The sequence below is a fragment of the Pseudomonas azerbaijanorientalis genome (genome assembly GCF_019139795.1).
GTDB classification, from domain to species: domain Bacteria; phylum Pseudomonadota; class Gammaproteobacteria; order Pseudomonadales; family Pseudomonadaceae; genus Aquipseudomonas; species Aquipseudomonas laurylsulfatiphila.
Genome location: NZ_CP077078.1, coordinates 5,549,069 through 5,566,142, shown reverse-complemented (window position 1 = coordinate 5,566,142; position 17,074 = coordinate 5,549,069). Strand labels below are relative to the sequence as shown.

At 58.8% G+C, this 17,074-nt stretch carries 18 protein-coding genes; 12 read left to right on the top strand and 6 right to left on the bottom strand.

The genetic code is table 11. From position 1 onward, the window contains the following. Nucleotides 1-42: 42 nt before the first annotated feature. Nucleotides 43-531, bottom strand: a complete 489-nt coding sequence (locus KSS91_RS24960; RefSeq protein ID WP_217836410.1) for a DUF3015 domain-containing protein — start codon at nucleotides 529-531, stop codon at nucleotides 43-45. A gap of 280 nt (nucleotides 532-811) precedes the next feature. Here KSS91_RS24960 and KSS91_RS24955 point away from each other — a divergent pair, with 280 nt between their 5' ends. Then, the gene (locus KSS91_RS24955; RefSeq protein ID WP_217836409.1) at nucleotides 812-3,250 is read left to right on the top strand and encodes a Lon protease family protein; all 2,439 of its coding nucleotides are present in this window, start codon (nucleotides 812-814) and stop codon (nucleotides 3,248-3,250) included. Nucleotides 3,251-3,574: 324 nt separating this feature from the next. Further along, nucleotides 3,575-3,916 (top strand): PA4575 family protein, encoded by a 342-nt coding sequence (locus KSS91_RS24950; RefSeq protein WP_007970902.1) that lies wholly within the window; start codon nucleotides 3,575-3,577, stop codon nucleotides 3,914-3,916. A gap of 6 nt (nucleotides 3,917-3,922) precedes the next feature. On the opposite strand, the gene KSS91_RS24945 is transcribed toward KSS91_RS24950, so the two are convergent. Next, nucleotides 3,923-5,752, bottom strand: a complete 1,830-nt coding sequence (locus KSS91_RS24945; RefSeq protein ID WP_217836408.1) for a hypothetical protein — start codon at nucleotides 5,750-5,752, stop codon at nucleotides 3,923-3,925. A 170-nt stretch (nucleotides 5,753-5,922) separates the two neighbouring features. On the opposite strand from KSS91_RS24945, the gene KSS91_RS24940 reads away from it, so the two are divergent. The 3 genes from KSS91_RS24940 to bamJ all read left to right on the top strand — a co-directional run bounded on the left by KSS91_RS24940 (nucleotide 5,923) and on the right by bamJ (nucleotide 7,643). Next, nucleotides 5,923-6,411, top strand: a complete 489-nt coding sequence (locus KSS91_RS24940; protein WP_007970904.1) for a TIGR00645 family protein — start codon at nucleotides 5,923-5,925, stop codon at nucleotides 6,409-6,411. Nucleotides 6,412-6,614: 203 nt separating this feature from the next. Further along, nucleotides 6,615-6,905, top strand: coding sequence for a DUF6482 family protein (locus KSS91_RS24935; protein WP_217836407.1), 291 nt, complete (start codon nucleotides 6,615-6,617; stop codon nucleotides 6,903-6,905). A 120-nt stretch (nucleotides 6,906-7,025) separates the two neighbouring features. Next, nucleotides 7,026-7,643, top strand: a complete 618-nt coding sequence (bamJ, locus tag KSS91_RS24930; protein ID WP_007970907.1) for a BamJ family beta-barrel-assembly machinery protein — start codon at nucleotides 7,026-7,028, stop codon at nucleotides 7,641-7,643. A gap of 127 nt (nucleotides 7,644-7,770) precedes the next feature. Here bamJ and KSS91_RS24925 read toward each other — a convergent pair whose 3' ends face one another. The 3 genes from KSS91_RS24925 to KSS91_RS24915 all read right to left on the bottom strand — a co-directional run bounded on the left by KSS91_RS24925 (nucleotide 7,771) and on the right by KSS91_RS24915 (nucleotide 9,746). Continuing rightward, a complete protein-coding gene (locus KSS91_RS24925) occupies nucleotides 7,771-8,028 on the bottom strand; it encodes a PA4570 family protein (RefSeq protein WP_217836406.1) in 258 nt (85 codons plus the stop codon). 204 nt (nucleotides 8,029-8,232) lie between these two features. Next, nucleotides 8,233-8,574 carry a zinc ribbon domain-containing protein YjdM gene (locus KSS91_RS24920; RefSeq protein ID WP_126047627.1) on the bottom strand — a complete coding sequence of 114 codons (342 nt, stop codon included), beginning with the start codon at nucleotides 8,572-8,574 and terminating at the stop codon, nucleotides 8,233-8,235. Between the two features lie 203 nt (nucleotides 8,575-8,777). Next, a complete protein-coding gene (locus tag KSS91_RS24915; protein WP_015096895.1) occupies nucleotides 8,778-9,746 on the bottom strand; it encodes a polyprenyl synthetase family protein in 969 nt (322 codons plus the stop codon). Between the two features lie 240 nt (nucleotides 9,747-9,986). Between KSS91_RS24915 and rplU the strand changes: the two genes are divergently transcribed. The 5 genes from rplU to KSS91_RS24890 all read left to right on the top strand — a co-directional run bounded on the left by rplU (nucleotide 9,987) and on the right by KSS91_RS24890 (nucleotide 13,742). Continuing rightward, complete coding sequence (gene rplU / locus KSS91_RS24910; RefSeq protein ID WP_003176051.1) at nucleotides 9,987-10,301, top strand: 50S ribosomal protein L21; 315 nt, start codon at nucleotides 9,987-9,989, stop codon at nucleotides 10,299-10,301. A 35-nt stretch (nucleotides 10,302-10,336) separates the two neighbouring features. Further along, the gene (rpmA, locus tag KSS91_RS24905) at nucleotides 10,337-10,594 is read left to right on the top strand and encodes a 50S ribosomal protein L27 (protein WP_003281574.1); all 258 of its coding nucleotides are present in this window, start codon (nucleotides 10,337-10,339) and stop codon (nucleotides 10,592-10,594) included. Nucleotides 10,595-10,789: 195 nt separating this feature from the next. After that, nucleotides 10,790-12,013 (top strand): Obg family GTPase CgtA, encoded by a 1,224-nt coding sequence (cgtA, locus tag KSS91_RS24900; RefSeq protein ID WP_007970919.1) that lies wholly within the window; start codon nucleotides 10,790-10,792, stop codon nucleotides 12,011-12,013. A 133-nt stretch (nucleotides 12,014-12,146) separates the two neighbouring features. Continuing rightward, entirely contained in the window at nucleotides 12,147-13,265 is a 1,119-nt protein-coding gene (gene proB / locus KSS91_RS24895; RefSeq protein WP_217838474.1) for a glutamate 5-kinase, read from the top strand. Between the two features lie 12 nt (nucleotides 13,266-13,277). Next, nucleotides 13,278-13,742, top strand: a complete 465-nt coding sequence (locus KSS91_RS24890) for a CreA family protein (protein ID WP_008022496.1) — start codon at nucleotides 13,278-13,280, stop codon at nucleotides 13,740-13,742. A 181-nt stretch (nucleotides 13,743-13,923) separates the two neighbouring features. On the opposite strand, the gene rpsT is transcribed toward KSS91_RS24890, so the two are convergent. Next, nucleotides 13,924-14,202, bottom strand: a complete 279-nt coding sequence (rpsT, locus tag KSS91_RS24885) for a 30S ribosomal protein S20 (RefSeq protein WP_007970922.1) — start codon at nucleotides 14,200-14,202, stop codon at nucleotides 13,924-13,926. Nucleotides 14,203-14,454: 252 nt separating this feature from the next. Here rpsT and murJ point away from each other — a divergent pair, with 252 nt between their 5' ends. Further along, on the top strand, nucleotides 14,455-15,993 hold the full coding sequence (gene murJ / locus KSS91_RS24880; protein WP_217836405.1) for a murein biosynthesis integral membrane protein MurJ: 1,539 nt from the start codon (nucleotides 14,455-14,457) through the stop codon (nucleotides 15,991-15,993). A 129-nt stretch (nucleotides 15,994-16,122) separates the two neighbouring features. Then, entirely contained in the window at nucleotides 16,123-17,061 is a 939-nt protein-coding gene (gene ribF, locus KSS91_RS24875; RefSeq protein ID WP_007970925.1) for a bifunctional riboflavin kinase/FAD synthetase, read from the top strand. Nucleotides 17,062-17,074 lie beyond the last annotated feature (13 nt).

The following is a 17,074-nucleotide window of genomic DNA, read 5'->3' as shown; positions in this document are numbered from 1 at the left end:
AAAACAAAACCCGCTTCCCGAAAGAAGCGGGGCGGGTCGAGCTTAAGCTTGAGTTGCGTACTTGGCCAGACGAGGGTCGGCTTTGAGCACGTTCAGGGTGTTGGTATGCACATCTTCGGCAGTCACGTCAGCCTTGCTGAAGATCTGCTGGAAGTGCTCGTGAGTGACAGCGGCGAAGTGCGCACGGTCTTCCGGCGCGACGCCCAGTACCACGGCATAGGTGGTCAGCGCTTCGCCCTGACCCTTGGCCATGTCTTCGGACAGTTCGTTCATCATGCCGTTCATGGCAAACCAGGATTTGCCGCCGTAGGTCAGCGACGCATTGGTTGCGCAACCGTTGGTGCCGGATGTCATGCCGAAGGTTGCGTTGCCGGAAGTGCCGTTGGTGGTGGATGCCAGGAAGTGAGCCGGAGTACCACGCTGGCCTTCGAACAGCATGTTGCCCCAACCGCAATCCGGGCCGCCTGGCGCCTGAGCCATGGCGTTGATGGATACAGCGGTGAAGAGAGTACCAAGAAGAATCCGTTTCATAGCTTTGTTCTCTTTATGTGCATACCAGTTTGACAAGGGGTTCTGGCCCGTCTGGTGCCAGTGGGCCGGTCATTAGTCCAGCCGCGCAGTTTGGAGTTTAGGCACGATCGCGGGGTTCCGTGATTTTTTGCAAAAACAATCGTCGCAAACAGTGATTTGGCGCGGCTCTACGTCGGGGTTTCGGCTTGTCTATGCTTTGGCCTGCGGCGCTCCTTGCCAGTCGGGTATGGGCAGCGCCAGAATGCTGCCATCTGCCCCGCCTGATTGTTAAGGAAGCCCGATGCCTGATCCTGTTGCTGCCAGCTTGCGTCTAGCGCCCGAAGCGCTGACCCGTCCGTTTTCCGCTGAACAGTTCAGCTTCTCTACCACCAATGATCTGGAGCCCTTTCGCGGTGTGCTTGGCCAGGAACGTGCGGTCGAAGCCTTGCAGTTCGGTGTGGCCATGCCACGCCCCGGTTACAACGTATTCGTCATGGGCGAACCCGGGACTGGCCGGTTCTCGTTCGTCAAACGCTACCTCAAGGCCGAAGGCAAGCGCCTGCAGACTCCGGCGGACTGGGTCTACGTCAACAATTTCGATGAGCCGCGCGAGCCGCGCGCACTGGAACTGCCGTCGGGCACCGCCGGTGCCTTCATCGGTGACATCAACGGCTTGATCGACAACCTGCTGGCGACGTTTCCGGCTGTCTTCGAGCATCCGTCCTACCAACAGAAGAAAAGTGGCATCGACCGCGCCTTCAACCAGCGCTACGACAAGGCCCTGGACGTCATCGAGCGTCTGGCGCTGGAGAAGGACGTCGCGCTCTACCGCGACGCCAGTAATATCGCCTTCACCCCAATGGGTGACGGCAAGGCGTTGGACGAAGCTGAATTCGCCCAGTTGCCGGAAGCCGAACGCGAGCGCTTCCACGAGGATATTTCGGCACTGGAAGAGCGCCTGAACGAAGAGCTCGCCAGCCTGCCGCAATGGAAGCGTGAGTCGAGCAACCAGTTGCGTCATCTGAACGAAGAAACCATCACCCTGGCCTTGCAGCCCTTGTTGTCGCCATTGTCGGAGAAGTACGCCGAGAACGCGGCGGTTTGCGGTTATCTGCAAGCCATGCAGGTGTATTTGCTCAAGACCGTGGTCGAGCAACTGGTGGACGACAGCAAGACCGACGCTATCGCCCGCAAGTTGCTCGAAGAACAATACGCGCCGAGCCTGGTGGTCGGTCACTCGGCCAGCGGCGGTGCGCCGGTGGTGTTCGAGCCGCACCCGACCTACGAAAACCTCTTCGGTCGTATCGAATACAGCACCGACCAGGGCGCGCTGTACACCACCTACCGCCAACTGCGGCCGGGGGCCTTGCACCGGGCCAACGGCGGTTTCCTGATCCTTGAAGCGGACAAAATGCTCAGCGAGCCATTCGTGTGGGACGCTCTGAAACGCGCCCTGCAATCGCGCAAGCTGAAAATGGAATCACCGCTGGGCGAGCTGGGCCGCCTGGCCACCGTGACCCTGACACCGCAACACATTCCGCTGCAGGTGAAAGTCGTCATCATCGGTGCCCGTCAGCTGTATTACACGCTGCAAGACCTCGATCCGGATTTCCAGGAGATGTTCCGCGTCCTGGTGGATTTCGACGAAGACATCCCGATGGTCGACGAGAGCCTGGAGCAGTTCGCCCAGTTGCTCAAAACCCGTACTTCCGAAGAAGGCATGGCACCGCTGACCGCCGATGCGGTGGCGCGTCTGGCGACTTACAGCGCCCGCCTGGCCGAGCACCAGGGGCGCTTGTCGGCGCGTATCGGTGACTTGTTCCAGCTGGTCAGCGAGGCCGATTTCATCCGCCACCTGGCCGGTGATGAAATGACCGACGCCGGGCACATCGAACGGGCACTCAAGGCCAAGGCCACGCGAACCGGGCGGGTTTCGGCGCGGATTCTCGACGACATGCTGGCCGGGATCATCCTGATCGACACTGATGGCGCAGCGGTCGGCAAGTGCAACGGCTTGACTGTGCTGGAGGTCGGCGACTCGGCTTTCGGTGTACCGGCGCGGATTTCCGCCACGGTGTACCCGGGGGGCAGCGGTATTGTCGACATCGAGCGCGAGGTCAACCTCGGCCAGCCGATCCACTCCAAGGGCGTGATGATCCTCACGGGGTATCTGGGCAGCCGCTACGCCCAGGAATTCCCGCTGGCGATTTCCGCGAGCATCGCCCTGGAGCAATCCTATGGGTATGTCGATGGCGACAGTGCGTCCCTGGGCGAGGCCTGCACCCTGATCTCGGCCTTGTCGAAAACCCCGCTCAAACAGTGCTTTGCCATCACCGGTTCGATCAACCAGTTCGGCGAAGTGCAGGCGGTCGGCGGGGTCAACGAGAAGATCGAGGGCTTCTTCCGTCTGTGCGAAGCCCGCGGGTTGACGGGCGAGCAGGGGGCAATCATTCCTCACGCCAACGTCGCCACGCTGATGCTCGACGAGAAGGTGCTGGCGGCGGTGCGTGCGGGGCAGTTCCATGTGTACGCGGTCCGTCAGGCCGACGAAGCCTTGAGTTTGCTGGTTGGCGAGCCGGCCGGAGAACCGGACGAGAATGGCGAGTTCCCTGAAGGCAGCGTGAACGCGCGGGTCGTGGAGCGCTTGCGGGTTATCGCGGAAATGATCAGCGAGGATGATCTGAAGGAAGCCGAGAAGGAGTTGGCGCAAGAGGCGTTGGCGGAAACCAAGCCTGCGTGATGCATCGTTGATCTGAAACTGTGCAATCCCTTGTGGGAGCGAGCTTGCTCGCGATAGTGGAATTTCATTCGACCAATATGTTGAATGTTCGACCGCCATCGCGAGCAAGCTCGCTCCCACAAGTTTTTTTGTGGTGGGCATCGGAAAGCGTCGTCGAAATGGCGTCAATATTCACACTATGACCATTCGGCGCCTTTCGGTCTCGCCTCGGCCTGCAGGCCAGACTTTTCTTCTATTCTCTGCTCAGGGATATCGACAGTAATCACAGGATCGAAACAGCCTTCACATGGGGGCTGAATACCGGATCTACCGAGGGTCGCCGCCATGTCGCGCAACCTCTGCCTCACCCGTCAATGCCTGGGCCTTGTGACCCGTATCGAGTGTGCCATCCGTCCGCTGGCGGGAGACACGGGCATGTGGACTCTGTTGTTCGCCGCCGGAATGGCCGGTGAACAACCTTCGGCCATCAAGGCCCAAGGCCCGTTTCACGGTCCAATCGCCGCTGAATCAATCCTCGACACCATCGTTGAAAGTCTGACCTTGCACGGCTACGAATTGGCCGACGATCCGCAAATCTGGTGCCTGCACCTGCAAGCCCAGTTGCGGGAAATCAACGGTGGTCGCTGCCGTAACCTGGGCGGCTTCGAGTTTCACCCCGAGCACTGAGTCGCACTATTGATCAAGGCGTGTCATGTCGGCCTTGTCGAGTTTGACCTCGAAACCATATTGCACGGTGGCGAGGTCAGTGCGCTGATAGGTTTCCAGGCGCGTAGGCTGCCCGTAGAAGTAATGCACGGCAAATTGCGCCCGGCCTTGTGCGTTCGCGCCATGGCTGACGGATAGAATTTCCTTCAAGTAATTGCCACTGTCGTCCTTGGCGAAAAAGCGCCAGTCCTGGGCGGGAAATGCCTTCAGATTCACTATCAGAGCATTGTCCTTGAGCTCAAGGCCTTTGGGCAGTTGACGGGTATCGAGGGTTTTTTGCTCGATCGTGGCCAGGAATAGTGGCATCGAGCCCACTGCGTAGGCCGGCGTTTCCGGAAACAGATTCAGATCGTAGGTGATGGTGCCGCGCAGTGGATCGATCTGGTAGGCCTCCGGTGACAGCTCGATCGGTTCGTCGCGTTTGCCAAGAGTGTCTTCGGTAAAGAAGCTCACCGGGCTTTCACCGGGGTTGAGTGATGTGCCCAGCAGTTCATCGTTGAAGCTGCGCAGATGGGTGAATTCGATTCGAGCAGCGCTGGGGTCGTCGACCGACTGGCTGATGCTGACGTTCTTTTTCAGTTGATCCTCGCTCAGCGTTGCCCCTTTTAGCCAGGTTGCGGCTTGGTCGTCATAGACCACCACAGGCAGGTTCAAGGGCTGAATGCCCTTGTCCGGGGTCTCGGCATCGAAGCGCCGGACCGGCAGGTCAAGGTCCTTGCGGGTGACCGTGACGGCGGAAAAATCCAGCATGCTGACTTCGAGTGTTTCGATCGTCCCGTTGAAATATACCTTTGAATAGCGTCGGGTCTGGCGTTTCTCAAAGGAACGTTGTTCTTCGTCGAGTTGCTTTTCCAGCGTCTCGCTCCAGCTCTTTTGTTGCTGCATCTTGGCCAGTTGCTGCCGATAGAAGGCAATTTGTGTCGCGGTTTCGTTGATCGAGCCTGCGCGCGTGATGTATTGCCCGGTACTGTCCCTGGCCTGGACGATCAACGGGTTCAGTGGTGTTTCACTGACTTCAGGCGCCAGCGGCGCGCTGTCGTTGTATTCGATTTCCGCGTAGTTGTTCGTCAGTGTGAGCAAGGTGACGCTCAGGTTGTCATTGGTGCGGGTCTGGCCGATGTCCTTTTTCGTCAGGTCGAAACTGTAGAGCCTGCGGGGCGCGATGACTTCGACCTTACCCTGCAGGCTCACGGGCTGCGGCTGATTTTTTTTGTCGATGTCGAGGCCTTCGATGAAGGGGTAAGACACTGTCAGGTCATCGGGGTTGGTCAGGTTGGAACTCGATGGGCTGAGTTGAATGCCGGGGTCGGTTTCCGACCATTCCGGCTGGAAGGCAATGACCCGTTTATTGCTCAGGGTGACGGACTGCCACTCCAGGCCGTGGGGAAACAAAAACGCGGCAGGAACGCTGAACGTGAAGGGAAACACCGGTTGCAGATCGGTCAGGTAGTCGGAACTGGAATCCTTTTGCAGCACGAACAACCCGTTGATGTAGGTGTCGACCAGAGCTTGCGGGGTCGGGTAGTGCTTGAGCATGGCAAGGGTGTCTTCGCCGTATTCGGTTTCCACCGGTTTGCTGTCGAGCTTGAGTTGCGCGCGCTCGAGCAGCAGCAGTGAGCCACCCAACTCCGCCACGGCATCCTTGAGCTTCTGATCCTGGATGGCGTCCAGCGACTTTTCGAACTGCGCGGTTTTTTCTTCGAGGCTGACCTGGCGTTTTTCATCGCTGGGTGAGCAGCCACTTAGCAGCAGTGCCAGGCAAATTCCGGCACTCGTCAAAGGCAATCGCACATCCATTTCCAGTCTTCCTGTCCAATATCACTGAGCGTTCAATGATTTGGACACTAGCAGAAAAACCTTGATACACAGGTGCAGGTGGCGGATTTTTCGACGTTTTCTGGCAGCTTCTGGATAGGGGCGGGCGACTGATATACTCGCCGCCATTTCCAGTCCACATGTGAGATTCAATGGAACGCTTTATCGAAAATGCAATGTACGCCTCGCGCTGGCTGCTGGCGCCGATCTATTTCGGTCTGTCCCTCGGGCTGTTGGCGCTGGCACTGAAATTCTTCCAGGAAGTCTTCCACGTCATCCCGAACGTGTTCTCGATGGCCGAATCGGACTTGATCCTGGTGCTGCTGTCGTTGATCGACATGGCGCTGGTGGGCGGTTTGCTGGTGATGGTGATGATTTCCGGCTACGAGAACTTCGTCTCGCAACTGGACATCGACGACAGCAAGGAAAAGCTCAACTGGCTCGGCACCATGGACTCTTCGTCGCTGAAGATGAAGGTGGCCGCGTCGATCGTGGCGATCTCGTCCATTCACCTGCTGCGCATCTTCATGGACGCCAAGAACGTCGACCCCGAACATCTGCAGTGGTACGTGATCATCCACATGACCTTCGTGGTTTCGGCATTTGCCATGGGTTACCTGGATAAAGTCACCAAGCACTGATTTCAACTTCCATCGTGGGAGCGTGGCTTGCCCGCGATGGCATCACCTCGGTCTGTCGATGAACCGCGGTGATGCCATCGCGGGCAAGCCACGCTCCCACAGGGTTGCAAAACAGACGGGCGGCGACGTCTGTGGCTTGTGCTTTGATGCGCCGGAGCCTATCCCTGTAAGTATGTTGGCTCGCCATTGCGTGAGGTGCGTTCATGAACCTGCAAGAATTGAATGCCTATGCCGTCGCCGGGAAGGTCGATGAGTTGAACCTGATCTCCATGGAGGGCGGCATCTACCTGCTTGAGGCTCGGATGCATGGCGCGGCGTATCCATTGAGCGATGCGCACGGGCACATGATGAGCCTGCGTTCGGTGGAGCATGCCCGGGATGTGCTGCGCTCCTTTCCCAAGCTGCACTTCAACCTTGTGCACACCGTCGTGCATGACGAGATGTGCGGGCTGGTTGCCGATGTGGAGGAAAACCTGAAGGTGCCGATCGCCTGACGCCCCTCATCAATGGTATGACATCTGTGCTAGTCTGCTGGCCCTTTTGGTTCCGGGCGCTCCGGGACGCGCTGTGCACGCACGGCAAGTTCCAGGCCGTCCGCACAGCGGAGCAGTGTCATGTCCGAAGTAAATCTGTCCACCGACGAAACCCGCGTCAGCTACGGTATCGGCCGTCAGCTGGGCGACCAGTTGCGTGACAACCCGCCACCGGGTGTCAGCCTGGACGCGATCCTGGCGGGTCTGACCGACGCATTCGCCGGCAAGCCAAGCCGTGTGGGTCAGGAAGAAATGTCCGCCAGCTTCAAGGTCATCCGTGAAATCATGCAGGCCGAAGCTGCAGCCAAGGCTGAAGCGGCCGCTGGCGAAGGCCTGGCTTTCCTGGCTGAAAACGCCAAGCGTGAAGGCATCACCACTCTGGCTTCCGGCCTGCAGTTCGAAGTTCTGACTGCTGGCGAAGGCGCCAAGCCATCCCGTGAAGACACCGTGCGTACTCATTACCACGGCACCCTGATCGACGGCACTGTGTTCGACAGCTCCTACGAGCGCGGCCAGCCTGCAGAATTCCCGGTTGGCGGCGTGATCGCCGGCTGGACCGAAGCCCTGCAACTGATGAACGCCGGCAGCAAATGGCGCCTGTACGTGCCGAGCGAACTGGCTTACGGCGCTCAAGGCGTTGGCGGCATCCCGCCGCACAGCGTACTGGTGTTCGACGTCGAGCTGCTTGACGTTCTGTAAGACCGATTACCTGTAGGAGTGAGCTTGCTCGCGATGGGCGTCAACGATTACGCGGGCATTCTGAATGAACGCGTATCTTTGAGTTTTTCGCGAGCAGGCTCGCTCCTACAAGGTTTTGCAGCGATTTTCATATCTCGATCTTGTGGTGCAGTTCACTGTGCGGGCGCAACGCCCGGGCATAGCAGAACAGAAACAGATTGCGCACCAGTTCCTTGAGCACCACCGGCTCGCTTGAACTCAGGCCGCTGACGTCCAGGTCACCCTGGTCCTGCAGCTCGTTCAAGGCTTCCTCTTCCAGTACGGCACAGACTTCCCCGGTTTCCCGATGCAGGATCCTGAGGTAAGGGTGTGGGCGGTCCAGCCAGGCATCGATCAAATAAGTCATGGTTCTCATCTCCATTGAAGGTTTGATGAGAATAATTCTTATTCATTAAATAGCAAGGGCCTATTGGCGGTTTGCGCTTTTTTCCGGGTAAGGATTGCGTCAGGTCAAAAGGACTGGCGTCTGGCTATTACATGGATTGACCGGGCGAAGCGGGGGAGGGTGAGGCTCCATCCCGCGCGGGGCGTGGGATGGAAGACAGCAGGTTCAGACTTTTCTGACGAACTCGGACTTGAGTTTCATCGGGCCGATGCCGTCGATCTTGCAATCGATGTCGTGATCGCCATCGCACAGGCGGATGTTCTTGACCTTGGTGCCGACCTTGACCACCAGGGACGTGCCCTTGACCTTGAGGTCCTTGATCACGGTGATGGTATCGCCGTCCTGCAGGACATTGCCGACCGAATCCTTTTTCACTGTGTCATCGGACGTCGCTTCGGCTTCACCGCTGGCGGACCATTCGTGGGCGCACTCGGGGCAGATCAGCTGGGTGCCGTCTTCGTAGGTGTATTCGGAATTGCATTTTGGGCAGGGTGGCAGCGTGCTCACTAAGGCTCCTTGGATTCAGGATCGTTAAAAAGCGCACATTATATAGGGTTTTAGGTGGGAGAGGGCACGGCGCAGGAAAACCTGTGGGGAACATACCTGTGGGAGCGAGCTTGCTCGCGATGGCGTCCTTTCAGTCAACAACAATGTTGAATGTAAGTGCCTAATCGCGAGCAAGCTCGCTCCCACAGGGTTTTGCAGTATTGTCAGTGCGTGCGGGCTACCGCGAACTCACTCAGTTCAACCAGCGCATCGCGGTATTCGCTGGCGGGCAGCGCTTCGAGGCACTTGATCGCGCGGGCCACATAATCGCGGGCCAGTTGCGCGGTGTACTCCAGCGAACCCGAGGCTTCCACGGCTTCGCGGATGCTTTCCAGATCTTCGATTCCGCCTTTCTGTATCGCCTTGCGCACCAGGGCGGCCTGTTCCGGCGTGCCTTCGCGCATGGTGTAGATCAGCGGCAGGGTCGGCTTGCCTTCGGCCAGATCGTCACCGACGTTCTTGCCCAGGGTCTCGGCGTCGCCTTTGTAGTCAAGGAGGTCGTCGACCAGCTGGAAGGCCACCCCCAGGTGATCCCCGAATGTACGCAGGGCTTCGGCCTGTTCCGGCGTGGCTTCGCACAGAGCGGCGGCACTGTGGGTCGAGGCTTCGAAGAGCATCGCGGTCTTGCCGCGGATGACTTCCATGTAGGTTTCTTCGGTGGTGCTGGCGTCACGCACCTTCGACAGCTGCAACACTTCGCCTTCGGCGATGATGCGCGTGGCTTGCGAAAGGATCTTCATCACTGGCATGGAACCCAGTTCGACCATCATTTCGAAAGAGCGCGAATACAGGAAGTCACCGACCAGCACGCTTGGCGCGTTGCCCCACATGGCGTTGGCGGTCGAGCGGCCACGGCGCATGCCGGACATGTCGACCACGTCGTCATGCAGCAGGGTGGCGGTGTGCAGGAACTCGATGGTGGCGGCCAACAGGCGCAGATCGTCGCCTTCACGGCCCAGGGCCTTGCCACACAGCAGCACTAATAAGGGACGCAGGCGTTTACCGCCGGCCGAGGTGATGTAATCGCCGATTTTCGATACAAGCGGCACCCGCGAAGTCAGCTGCTTCTTGATGATGCCGTCGACGGCGCTAAAATCGTCCGCCACCGCGCGGTAGAAAGCTTGGGGTTGCATCAGCGACAGTCGCTCCAGAAGGGTTGCGCGGCATGCTAGGACCCACGCCAGCAGGTGTCAAGGCACGATGGACGGCCCCTTGCAAGGCTGGCGTGGCTTGCGTACAATCGCGCACCCTGAACTTCCTGGGCAGCACCTGCCTTACGCAATTGCAAGCGGGCCTTCCAGCCCCATGCAGCCATGCCAGCCAATACCTCTTCTTATAAAGAGCTGGGTGAGCAGGATTATCGGAGAAATACCATGTCTTATGCAGTAATCGTTACTGGCGGCAAGCAGTACAAAGTCGCCCCAGGTGAATACCTGAAGATCGAAAAACTGGAAATCGCTACCGGCGAATCCGTTACCTTTGATCGCGTTCTGTTGGTTGCCAACGGTGACGACGTGAATATCGGCGCTCCAGTTGTTGCTGGCGCTACCGTTGTGGCTGAAGTGATCTCCCAAGGTCGTCACGATAAAGTCCGCATCATCAAGTTCCGTCGCCGTAAGCACCACATGAAGCGTATGGGCCACCGCCAGTGGTACACCGAGATCAAAATCACCGGTATTCAGGCTTAATTTCAGCCTAATTCCTCACTAGGAGAATTGAACTCATGGCACACAAAAAAGCTGGTGGTAGTACCCGTAACGGTCGCGACTCAGAAGCCAAACGCCTTGGCGTGAAGATGTATGGCGGCCAGGCTATCAAAGCAGGCAACATCATCGTGCGTCAGCGCGGTACCCAATTCCACGCTGGCTACGGCGTTGGCATGGGTAAGGATCACACCCTCTTCGCTAAAGTCGAAGGCGTGATCAAGTTCGAAGTAAAAGGCGCCTTCGGTCGTCGTTACGTGAGCGTAGTCGCAGCTTAATTGCGCGATCGCTGGAAAAGCCCTGTCTCGCGACGGGGCTTTTTCGTTTGTGGGGTGAGTCTCTTGCAAAGCTGTTTGTATGGGCTGTCGGCGTACGATGTAGGTGTCGTGGTTTGGGGTCGCTGCGCTCATTTTTGCAAGAGTCTTATGTCTTGATTGTTTTTCGGCTCGTCCGTATGGCGAGAGGCGTTTGTTATGAAGTTTGTTGATGAAGTATCGATTCGAGTAAAGGCCGGTGACGGCGGCAATGGCTGCATGAGTTTCCGTCGCGAAAAATTCATCGAAAACGGTGGTCCGAACGGTGGTGACGGTGGTGATGGCGGTTCCATCTACATGATGGCCGACGAAAACCTCAATACCCTGGTGGACTACCGTTACACCCGGCACTTCGATGCCGAGCGTGGCTCCAACGGCGGCAGCACCGACTGCACTGGCAAGAAGGGCGAGGATCTGATCCTGCGTGTGCCGGTTGGTACCACGGTGATCGACTCTGCCACTCAGGAGGTGATTGGCGACCTGACCAAGGCTGGCCAGAAGCTGCTGGTTGCACACGGCGGCTGGCACGGCCTGGGCAACACCCGTTTCAAATCCAGCACCAACCGTGCTCCACGCCAGACTACGCCAGGCAAGCCAGGTGAGCAGCGTGACCTGAAGCTGGAGATGAAAGTGCTCGCGGACGTCGGCCTGCTGGGCTTGCCGAACGCTGGTAAAAGCACCTTTATCCGTTCGGTATCGGCCGCCAAGCCGAAAGTGGCCGACTACCCGTTCACCACGCTGGTGCCGAACCTGGGTGTGGTCAGCGTCGATCGCTGGAAAAGCTTCGTGGTCGCGGACATTCCGGGTCTGATCGAAGGTGCTTCCGACGGCGCGGGCCTGGGGATTCGCTTCCTCAAGCACTTGTCGCGTACTCGCTTGCTGTTGCACCTCGTCGACATGGCGCCGCTGGATGAAACCAGTGCTCCGGACGCCGCTGAAGTCATCGTCAGCGAGCTGACCAAGTTCAGCCCGTCCCTGGCGGAGCGTGATCGCTGGTTGATCCTGAACAAGTGCGACCAGATTCTTGATGAGGAGCACGATGCTCGCGTCAAGGAGATCGTCGATCGCCTGGAGTGGACCGGTCCGGTCTACGTGATCTCGGCAATTGCCAAGCAGAACACCGAGCGCCTGTGCCATGACATCATGCGTTACCTGGAAGATCGTGCCGATCGTCTCGCTAACGATCCTGCCTACAAGGAAGAGCTGGCCGAGCTCGATCAGCGCATTGAAGATGAAGCCCGTGCCCAGTTGCAGGCGCTGGACGATCAGCGTGCGCTGCGTCGCAGCGGCGTGAAGTCGGTCCACGACATCGGTGACGATGATTGGGACGAAGAAGATGTGGATGACGAAGACGGTCCGGAAATCATTTACGTGCGTGACTGATTCGTTGCGATAAACTTAAGCGCCGCTCAATCGAGCGGCGTTTTAGTATCTGTAAATCGTTGGTCGCGAATAGCCACGAATAACGTCACGGGCAGTGCCAGGTCGCGCTGTCCTCAAGCTAAGGTTGAAGATGATGCGGAGCAAGGTGACAGGTGCGCAGCGTTGGGTCGTGAAGATCGGCAGCGCTTTGCTGACGGCGGACGGCAAGGGCCTGGATCGCGCGGCAATGGGTGTCTGGGTTGAGCAGATGGTGGCCTTGCATGAGGCGGGTGTCGAGCTGGTGCTGGTGTCCTCCGGGGCGGTGGCGGCCGGTATGAGCCGTTTGGGCTGGACTTCGCGACCCAGTGCGATGCACGAGCTTCAGGCCGCTGCTGCAATCGGCCAAATGGGGCTGGTGCAGGCCTGGGAGTCGAGCTTTGCCGAGCATGGTCGGCATACTGCGCAGATTCTCCTGACCCACGACGACCTGTCCGACCGCAAGCGCTATCTGAACGCCCGCAGTACCTTGCGCGCATTGGTCGAGCTCAAGGTCATTCCGGTCATCAACGAGAATGACACCGTGGTCACCGACGAAATCCGTTTCGGCGATAACGACACCCTGGCGGCGCTGGTGGCGAACCTGGTCGAGGCGGACTTGCTGGTGATTCTGACGGATCGCGATGGCATGTTCGACGCTGATCCGCGCAACAATCCGGATGCCCAACTGATTTACGAAGCGCGTGCCGATGATCCGGCGCTCGATGCGGTGGCGGGTGGTACGGGTGGGGCGCTGGGGCGTGGCGGTATGCAGACCAAGCTGCGTGCGGCGCGTCTGGCGGCCCGTTCCGGCGCTCACACCATTATCGTCGGTGGGCGGCTTGAGCGTGTGCTGGATCGCCTCAAGGTGGGCGAGCGCATCGGCACCTTGCTCTCGCCGGAGCGTGGCATGCTGGCGGCACGCAAGCAGTGGTTGGCCGGTCATCTGCAAACCCGTGGCACCCTGGTGCTGGATGCCGGTGCAGTGACCGCGTTGTCCCAGGGCAACAAGAGCTTGCTGCCGGTTGGGGTCAAATTGGTGCAGGGCAGCTTCCGTCGCGGCGAGATGGTCGTCTGCGTGGCGCCGGACGGTCGTGAGATTGCCCGCGGCCTGGCCAACTACAGTGCGCTGGAAGCGCAAAAAATCATCGGTCAGTCGTCCGAGGCGATTGTCGGTCTGCTGGGTTACATGGCGGAACCTGAACTGGTTCACCGCGATAACCTGATCCTGGTCTGAAGGAATACCTGAATGCGCGTGGCAAAAGGATTGTTGGGATTGCTGTTGGCGATGCCGCTGCTGGCTTCGGCCGAGGAAATCGGTCAGGTGTCGACGGTGTTCAAGTTCGTCGGGCCAAATGACCGAATCGTGGTCGAGGCTTTTGATGATCCCAAGGTCGATGGTGTGACCTGCTACCTGTCGCGCGCCAAGACGGGCGGGGTCAAGGGTGGTCTTGGGCTGGCCGAAGATCGTGCCGAGGCGTCCATCGCCTGCCGGCAGGTCGGGCCGATCAGCTTCAAGGGTGAGCTCAAGGATGGTGACGAGGTATTCAAGGAGCGCACGTCCCTGGTGTTCAAGACCATGCAGGTGGTGCGCTTCCTCGACAAGAAGCGCAATACGCTGGTGTACCTGGTGTACAGCGATCGCTTGATCGAGGGCAGTCCGCAGAATGCGGTGACGGCGATTCCGATTCTGCCGTGGGCGCACGCCCAATAAGCTAGTGCAGATCCAGATGTGGGAGCGGGCTTGCTCGCGAAAGCGTTGAATCAGTCAATATTGATGTCGACTGACACGCCGCCTTCGCGAGCAGGCCCGCTCCCACAGTTTTTTGTGTGTTCATTAAATCGCAGGCAATAAAAAACCGACCCTGAGGTCGGTTTTTTAATGAGCGTGTCGCTTAGGCAGCAGCGGCAACGTTCAGGGCCTTGACGTGGCCATTCAGGCGGCTCTTATGACGAGCGGCCTTGTTCTTGTGGATGATGCCTTTATCGGCCATACGGTCGATAACTGGCACAGCCAGAACGTAAGCGGCTTGAGCTTTGGCAGCGTCTTTTGCGTCGATGGCCTTAACTACATTCTTGATGTAGGTACGAACCATGGAACGCAGGCTGGCGTTGTGGCTGCGACGCTTCTCAGCCTGTTTTGCACGTTTTTTGGCGGAAGGTGAGTTGGCCACCGTCGAGCTCCTCGAAAGACTTTTTAGGAAATAGCAAACAAAATAGGCCGCGAATCATGCCGATGAGTTGAAGTCTTGTCAAGGGCGCTTGAAACGTTCCGCTAAGTGGTAGGCGTGGTGCGACGGGATATTTCTTTCCGGCGTGTGACCTGTAAACTCGCGAGCTTTGGCTCTGTGCTGTTGCGGCGCGGAGTATCGCACAAGTAGGCGCTTAGTTCGCCTGCTGTTTATCGACAGGCACAAACTCTTTCCATGAACCTGCTCAAATCGTTGGCCGCCGTCAGCTCTATCACGATGCTTTCCCGGATTCTGGGATTTGTCCGAGACACCCTCATCGCGCGCACATTTGGCGCAGGAATGGCGACCGACGCCTTCTTTATCGCCTTCAAATTACCCAATCTGCTGCGGCGAATCTTTGCCGAGGGGGCGTTTTCCCAGGCGTTCGTGCCGATTCTTGCCGAATATAAAAGTCAGCAGGGCGAAGAGGCGACGCGTACCTTCATTGCCTACGTCTCAGGCCTGCTGACGCTGGTACTGGCGCTGGTCACGGCGTTGGGCATGATCGCCGCGCCGTGGGTCATCTGGGTCACCGCGCCGGGTTTCACCGACACGCCGGAAAAATTCGAACTGACCTCCAGCCTGTTGCGGGTGACCTTTCCCTACATCCTGCTGATTTCCCTGTCGTCGTTGGCCGGCGCGATCCTCAATACCTGGAACCGCTTTTCGGTGCCCGCCTTCGTGCCGACCCTGCTGAACGTCAGCATGATCATCTTTTCGGTGTTTTTGACGCCGTACTTCGATCCGCCCGTCATGGCGCTTGGCTGGGCGGTACTTGTCGGCGGCCTGGCGCAGTTGCTCTATCAGCTGCCGCACCTGAAAAAGATCGGCATGCTCGTACTGCCGCGTCTGAACCTGCGTGACAGCGGTGTGTGGCGCGTCATGAAGCAAATGTTGCCGGCCATTCTCGGTGTCTCGGTGAGCCAGATTTCACTGATCATCAACACTATCTTCGCGTCTTTCCTGGTTGCCGGTTCCGTGTCGTGGATGTATTACGCCGACCGTTTGATGGAGTTGCCGTCCGGCGTGTTGGGCGTGGCGCTGGGGACAATCCTGCTGCCGACCCTGGCCAAGACTTACGCCAGCAAGGATCGCCACGAATACTCGCGCATCCTCGATTGGGGCCTGCGTCTATGCTTTGTGCTGGTATTGCCTTGCGCCCTGGCGCTGGGGATTCTGGCCGAGCCGCTGACGGTTTCTCTGTTCCAGTATGGTCAGTTCGATGCTCATGATGCGGCCATGACTCAGCGTGCGTTGATCGCCTATTCCGTGGGGTTGCTCGGGATTATCGTGATTAAAGTGCTGGCGCCGGGCTTTTATGCGCAACAAAACATCCGCACGCCGGTTAAAATCGCAATTTTCACTCTGGTCGTCACTCAGCTGTTTAACCTGTTGCTGATCGGTCCTTTGGCTCACGCGGGCCTGGCGCTCGCCATCAGTGCTGGCGCCTGCCTCAATGCGGGGTTGCTCTTCTATCAGCTGCGTAAACAGCAGATGTACCAGCCGCAACCAGGCTGGACAAAGTTCGGCTTCAAGCTGGTGATTGCGGTGGCGGTGATGTCTGGCGTGTTGCTGGCAGGGATGCATTTCATGCCGGCCTGGGGTGAAGGGCAGATGCTCGAGCGTTTCCTGCGTCTGGGTGCCTTGGTTGTTGCCGGTGTGGTGGCTTATTTCGGCATGTTAGTGTTGATGGGCTTCCGTTTGCGCGACTTCAATCGCAAGACGCTTGGCTGAGGTTTTGGCCTCGATAAACACGGGCGGGCCGGCGGTTTTGTCGGCTTGATCACTTTGGGTTACGGTGTTGCCTGTCGTCGGCCGCCGGGTGTGGTTATAATCGACCACTTTATGAGCAAGAAGCGCGTTATGCAGCTGGTTCGAGGCCTCCACAATCTGCGCCCCCAGCATCGGGGCTGTGTCGCCACTATTGGCAACTTTGACGGTGTACACCGTGGCCACCAGGCTATCCTGGCGCGGCTGCGTGAGCGTGCGCTCGAGTTGGGCGTGCCCAGTTGCGTGGTGATTTTCGAGCCGCAACCGCGCGAGTTCTTCGCTCCGGAGACCGCACCGGCCCGACTGGCCCGTCTGCGGGACAAGCTGCAATTGTTGGCCGCCGAAGGCGTCGACCGCGTTCTGTGCCTGGCTTTCAACCAGCGCCTGAGCAAACTCAGCGCCAGCGAGTTCGTCGATACCATTCTGGTCGATGGCCTTGGTGTCCAGCACCTGGAGGTCGGTGATGACTTCCGTTTCGGTTGTGACCGCGCGGGAGATTTCGATTTCCTGCTACAGGCCGGCATCCTTCAGGGATTTACCGTCGAAGCGGCGCAAACCGTCGAACTGGATGGCATCCGGGTCAGCAGCACGCAGGTTCGCAATGCCCTGGCCGCCGCGGATTTCGCCCTGGCTGAACGCCTGCTCGGGCGGCCGTACCGGATCGCCGGTCGCGTATTGCATGGCCAGAAGCTCGCTCGGCAGTTGGGTACGCCCACGGCCAACATACAACTCAAGCGCCGTCGCGTACCGTTCACCGGGGTTTACCTGGTGGACGTCGAGATCGACGGCAAGACCTGGCCCGGCGTCGCCAATATCGGCGTGCGGCCCACGGTTCAAGGTGATGGCAAAGCCCACCTGGAAGTGCATCTTTTAGATTTTGCCGGCGATCTGTATGACCGGCGTTTAACGGTGGTTTTCCACCACAAGCTGCGTGAAGAGCAGCGTTTCGCCTCTCTGGAGGCACTGAAAACGGCGATCAGCGCGGATGTCGCCGCCGCCCGTGCACTAGCCGCACCTAGCGCCCATCGCTAATGAAGAGCCTTAA